The sequence below is a fragment of the Mucilaginibacter sp. P2_A5 genome (genome assembly GCF_056404995.1).
Genome location: NZ_JBFUCY010000067.1, coordinates 1 through 5792, shown reverse-complemented (window position 1 = coordinate 5792; position 5792 = coordinate 1). Strand labels below are relative to the sequence as shown.

The window sequence follows — 5792 nt, the reverse complement described above, 5'->3', positions numbered from 1 at the left end:
AGCTGGGCCTTGGGCAATCATAAAAGGCAGGGACTAATACGGCACTTAGTTCTCAAAAACATAGGAGGTACGAAAGTTCACCCTGCCTTTTATAATAACGTTTTCCACAAAGTTTTTAGTTTTTAACACCCCCCAGACCCCCCATTTCAACAACAACAATATTTACTGATAAATTGTCTTTGTAAGACCAAAGGTAGGTACGGAACTTAGGTAGCGTACCTACGGCACGCAGAAATGTTAATTACAAGTGCTACAAATATTTTGCTCCGATGGAGCAGCCTGTCAATCCTTAACTTAATAGAATTAGTGTCCTCACAGCCAACCATTTCGTTATAACAAATCGGCTGTGAGGATACAGCCGATGGGGTAAAGGTTTTTTACATGCAGATCAATATTTTTGGAGCATCAGGCTCCGGCTCAACCACTTTGGGGAAAGCCCTGGGTAAGGCGCTTGGTTATCCCGCTTTTGATGGCGATGAATACTTTTGGGTGCCATCTGAACCCCCGTTCACCGTTAAGCGAAAGCCGGAAGAACGTAACGCTATGCTTAACCTGGATACAGCCCCGCACAAAAACTGGATACTAAGCAGTTCGGTAGTTAGCTGGAACAATAACTGGGATTTCGACCTCTCGGTATTCTTATATATCCCGAACGAAATAAGAATGGACAGGCTCAAAAAACGTGAGTTTGAACGTTACGGCGATAAGATATATACCGATCCGGAACGCGCCATCCTCTACCATAAATTTTTAGATTGGGCCAACGGCTACGACGATAACACCACCGATGGCCGTACCCTGCGGGTACACCAAAACTGGATGAAAAACCTTAAAAAGCCCTTGTTGACTATTGAAGGAGATACTACTGTAGATGAGCGGGTAGGGGCTGTATTGCGGAAGCTGGAAGAGTTAAAATAACTTTCCGGCGGTAATGAGTTTCCAACCCTCTACTAAACCGGAATACCCTCAAACAAAAAGAGCGATGATCCTGAAATCACCGCCCTTTTTGTCTCATATCTCACATCTCAAATCTACCTTAGGTCCACCACTTCTACACCGGGGTGTGCTTTGGCGTCCCAGCCAAATACGCTATCGGTAATGGGCGGGTTGGCGGTAAGGCTTTTTACAACGTAATTGTATTTATTGCCGTTTTTATCAAATAGCAAGGCACTATAAATTTGTTTTTTTGTTTTATCAACCAGTAAGCGTACTTTGAAAATGCTCGCTTTTTCGTTTTCGGGGGTCAAATCGATAGCCTGGTAAGCTTTCCCGGCAATTTTTTGCTCGCCGGTGTACAGGTATTTGTAACCTTTTTCATAAATAGTAAAAATTTGCGATGGGTTGCTCAGGCCTTCGCCACCTTTAGCGGCATCGCCTACCTGCACTTCTTTATCTTTTTTAAGGTAAGTCCATTGGCTTTTGCCATCGCTTATGATCTCTTTATCCACATCTTTCGCGGCTGCAGAGCTGTATAAAGTAACTTTGTATTTTCCTGCTTTCGCTTTTGAAATCAAGGTGCCTGTTTGCGTTTCTTTTACGCCGGCTTGCTGGTTATCAAGGGTTATGGTAAAATCGGCTTTAATAACATCATATGATTTGTATTTGGCGCTTACCTGGTTTAAAATGGCTTTAGCCTGGGCATCTTTCTGGGCAAAAGCATTGGTGCAGATAGTTAGCGCTAACAGGGTGTAGAAGATTGTTTTTTTCATGTTTGTTTTATCATCAACAACTATTCATGTTAATAGTTATTGGTTTAGAGCGTATTTATTGTATTTGGTTTAATCTTTGGCTTTTTGAAGGGTTTCCAGGTAGCGTTCCAGGCTATATTCGTCGGGGTAAAGTACATCACGGGCTTTGCTGCCTTCAAACGCGCCAACAATACCTGCGGCTTCTAACTGATCAATAATACGGCCGGCGCGATTATAGCCCAGTTTCATTTTACGCTGAATGAGCGATGTTGAACCTTGCTGGTGCAATACAATCAAACGGGCAGCTTCTTCAAACATCGGGTCGCGGTCGTCCGGATCGTACTCTTTAGGGCTGCTGGTTTCGCCTTCGCCAAGGTATTCTGGCAGTAACATGGCGGTAGGGTAGCCTTTCTGGTTACCTATAAAATCAGATATCGCCTCAACTTCTGGCGTATCCACAAAGGCACACTGTAAGCGGATAAGGTCGCTGCCGGTTGAAAATAACATATCCCCGCGGCCAATCAGCTGATCGGCGCCACCTGCATCCAGAATGGTACGCGAATCTATTTTAGACAGTACCCTAAATGCCAGCCTGGATGGGAAGTTGGCCTTAATAGTACCCGTAATAATGTTTACCGATGGCCTTTGTGTTGCAATAACCAGGTGTATACCCACGGCGCGGGCCAGCTGGGCAATACGGGCAATAGGTACCTCTACCTCTTTACCGGCGGTCATCATCAAATCGGCAAACTCATCAATTACCAGCACAATAAATGGCAGGTATCGGTGTTTTTCGGGATCGCTTATTTTGCGGTTAACGTATTTGGCGTTGTACTCTTTCAGGTTACGCACCTGTGCATCCTTCAACAAATCATAACGCTGGTCCATCTCGATACAAAGCGAGTTGAGGGTATTCACCACCTTTTTGGTATCGGTAATAATGGCGTCGGCCTCATCGGGCAGCTTGGCTAAAAAGTGCCTTTCTATTTTACGGAAAAGTGTAAGCTCCACCTTTTTAGGGTCAACCAGTACAAATTTCAGTTCGGCGGGGTGTTTTTTAAATAGTAAAGAAACCAGTATCGCATTGATACCAACCGATTTACCCTGTCCGGTGGCACCTGCAACCAGCAGGTGAGGCATTTTGGCCAAATCGGCAATGAAAACCTCGTTTGATATGGTTTTACCCAAAGCAATAGGCAAATCCATCGTGGTGTTCTGGAATTTCTCGGTCATCAGGATCGAGCGCATCGACACCATTTCGGGGTGTTGGTTTGGTACTTCGATACCAATAGTGCCCTTGCCAGGCATAGGCGCGATGATACGGATACCCAACGCAGCCAGGCTCAGGGCGATATCATCTTCCAGGTTTTTGATTTTGGAAATACGTACGCCCGGCGCGGGTATAATTTCGTAAAGGGTAACCGTTGGGCCAATGGTGGCCTTTATTTTATCAATCTCGATATTATAGTGGTTCAGCGTTTCAACAATTTTATTTTTGTTGGCCTCCAGCTCTTCTGCATTAACCGAGATTTTGTTTGAACCATGATTTTCCAGCAAATCGAGATGCGGAAATTTGTAGTTAGCCAGGTCAAGGCGATGATCGTAAATGCCAAACTGGTTTACCAGTTCCTGCGCTTTTAAATCGTCGGCTTTTTCAACACTCAATTCAGGCAAAGGGCGATTAATATCGATAGTAAGGGGGAGGCCCTCTTCCTCTGGCCCCGTTTTGCCGCCGCCGGTAGGTGTTAAAACAATGGGTTCATGATAAATAGGAGTTTGTACCATTGGCGGTTGTACAAGAGGTTCGGGCCTCACAACATTAACCGGGGTTACCGGTACATCTTTTACACGGTTACCGCGGGGCCATTCAACAGGAAGGTCAATTTCGTCGTCAATCAGTTCAACGGGTTCTGGTGATACATCGTCAACAGTAATTGGGGCTACCTTTTTTTCCGTACGTGATGGAATTTTAAAATCGATGTTATAAGCAATAACCAGTACGGTGAGCGCTGCAAATACAAGCAGGCCGCCGGTACCTGCCGGGCCTATCTGTGCATCAAGCAGCCGGTTGCTCCAGTAACCGAAGCCGCCTTCTAAAAAATGAGGGTAATCTATAATAAACGCGTGGAAATAGCCAATTGCGGTTGATATAAATACGATTCCGAAGATAGAATATGCAATTGTTTTTGGCAGCGAGAAAAGCCTAACTTTAAATAACAGGCGATACCCCAAAACAAAAAATACAAACACAAACACAAACGACGCAACTCCGAACCACTCATAAATAAACTGGTTGCTTAGCAGTGCGCCAAATTTACCCAGCCAGTTTTGCGCAATATGCGGTGTACCGGTATCGGTAATTTCCTGTACGGTTTTGCCGGTGGCCAGGTTATGCCAGCCACCATTGGTTGATGAAATATAACTTTGGTCTTCCTGCCAGGTAAACAGGTACGACGTAAAAGCGATCAAGAAATAAATGGCTAATAAGAGCGAAAATAAGCCCGCAATTTTTACGCCACGCCCATTTTCCATATCAAAGCGGGGCATTTTAGGGAGCAGTTTTTTTGCTTCCTTTTCTTTTTCGGCCCTGCCGCCTGGTTGGCGTGGCTGATTATCGTCTTTAAAACTATTTGATTTAAACTGATTTGCTTTTACCGGCATCCTGATGTAACATCCTTTAACTGCAAACTTACATAAAATTTCACCTATGTAAACTTTGCAAAAACAACATATAATTTTTATCTACTGTCAAGTCAAAAGCTTTTAATCGCGAGTCTTTAGTTGAAAGTCTTAGGTTCTAAGTCGAAAATGACAGTTCAGACTTATGACTTGCGACTAAGTACTTATGACTTAACACTACCTCATCAACCACCCAAAAAAATACTTAGTGTTGAAATATAAAGTTAGCAGATTAAACAAATATTTAGGCGTATTTTTATTTTTTTAGTATAATTGAAACAATGATGCGCTTTACGTTTAACGCGTGGGTTTGGCCTTTATTTATGTGCAGATAATGAGTATAGAACAGGTAGAAGAGTACATTGCTGCTGCCGATTTAACCGGGCTGGAACAGCTGCTTGCCCAAAACCCAAAGCTGGCTACCACGCTAACCAGCCAGCGGGTTTCGCCGCTGATGTTGTCATGCTATTACAAAAAACCTAACGTAACCGAACTATTGTTAAAATACACCGGCGAGCTCACCATGTTTGAGGCCGCCGCTGCCGGTAAACTGGATTTGATAGCCAACCTTGTTTATGATAGCCCCAATTCGCTTGATGATTATGCCGACGATGGCTTTACCGCCCTTGGGCTGGCCTGCTACTTTGGCCACTATGATGTGGCCCGCTACCTGGTGTTAAAAGGGGCTGATGTTAACCGGCCTTCAAACAATGGGTTCCATGTGTATCCCTTACATTCGGCCTGTGCGGGCAGCTATACCCAGATAGCCCGGATGCTGATAGAAAACGGGGCCCTTATCAACATAAAACAACAGGCTGGTGCCACACCACTGCACTCGGCAGCTCAAAACGGTAACACGGAACTGCTGATACTATTACTGGAAAACGGCGCCGAAATTAATACCCGCATGGAAGGCGGCAAACTCCCCGCAGATTTGGCCCGTGAAAAAGGTTTTGATGAGATAGCGGAGATACTGGAATAGGGGAGAAGGTAGGGTCAAGAATCAAGAGTCAAGAATCATGAATCATGAATCAAGAGTCAAGATGGAAGGGGCTGGATGAGATAATATTAAACATATGTCATTGCGAGCGATAGCGTGGCAATCCCGTCGCCTGCATGGCCGATTTGCGTAGTTCGCGATTAGGCTACCCATGACATATCCAATTCTCACTGTCATCCTGAGTAAGTTTTATTTGCGCACAAATAATGGCATTGCAGATGACAAGCTATTTCCGAATTTTGCGAAAAGCAACTTATGGCAGCGTAGCAGTTTAGCTCCTGGTGTTTTTTACCCGCCCCTGAGTTTTGCTTCAGGAAATAGCGTAAGCATTTTGGTGATACTGTTATCAGCAGCATTCCCGTATGGCAGCGTGCCTTTTTTATCTATCGCTCTCCTGAGCCATAAGTTGCTTAATTATAATTATT

5 protein-coding genes are annotated in these 5792 nt (G+C 44.5%); 3 read left to right on the top strand and 2 right to left on the bottom strand.

What is annotated here, in order from left to right; all coding sequences use genetic code 11:
* Positions 1-381 precede the first annotated feature (381 nt).
* Positions 382-918, top strand: a complete 537-nt coding sequence (locus AC1DXF_RS29275; RefSeq protein ID WP_477452229.1) for an AAA family ATPase — start codon at positions 382-384, stop codon at positions 916-918.
* Positions 919-1031: 113 nt separating this feature from the next.
* Here AC1DXF_RS29275 and lolA1 read toward each other — a convergent pair whose 3' ends face one another.
* Entirely contained in the window at positions 1032-1709 is a 678-nt protein-coding gene (gene lolA1, locus AC1DXF_RS29270) for an outer membrane lipoprotein periplasmic chaperone LolA1 (protein WP_477452228.1), read from the bottom strand.
* Positions 1710-1778: 69 nt separating this feature from the next.
* Positions 1779-4349: an FtsK/SpoIIIE family DNA translocase gene (locus AC1DXF_RS29265; protein WP_477452226.1), complete on the bottom strand. Its 2571-nt coding sequence runs from the start codon at positions 4347-4349 to the stop codon at positions 1779-1781.
* A 352-nt stretch (positions 4350-4701) separates the two neighbouring features.
* Here AC1DXF_RS29265 and AC1DXF_RS29260 point away from each other — a divergent pair, with 352 nt between their 5' ends.
* Both AC1DXF_RS29260 and AC1DXF_RS29255 read left to right on the top strand, forming a co-directional pair.
* Positions 4702-5349 (top strand): ankyrin repeat domain-containing protein, encoded by a 648-nt coding sequence (locus AC1DXF_RS29260; RefSeq protein ID WP_477452225.1) that lies wholly within the window; start codon positions 4702-4704, stop codon positions 5347-5349.
* Between the two features lie 169 nt (positions 5350-5518).
* Positions 5519-5792: hypothetical protein (locus AC1DXF_RS29255; RefSeq protein WP_477452224.1), on the top strand; the 274-nt coding region annotated here is incomplete at its 3' end.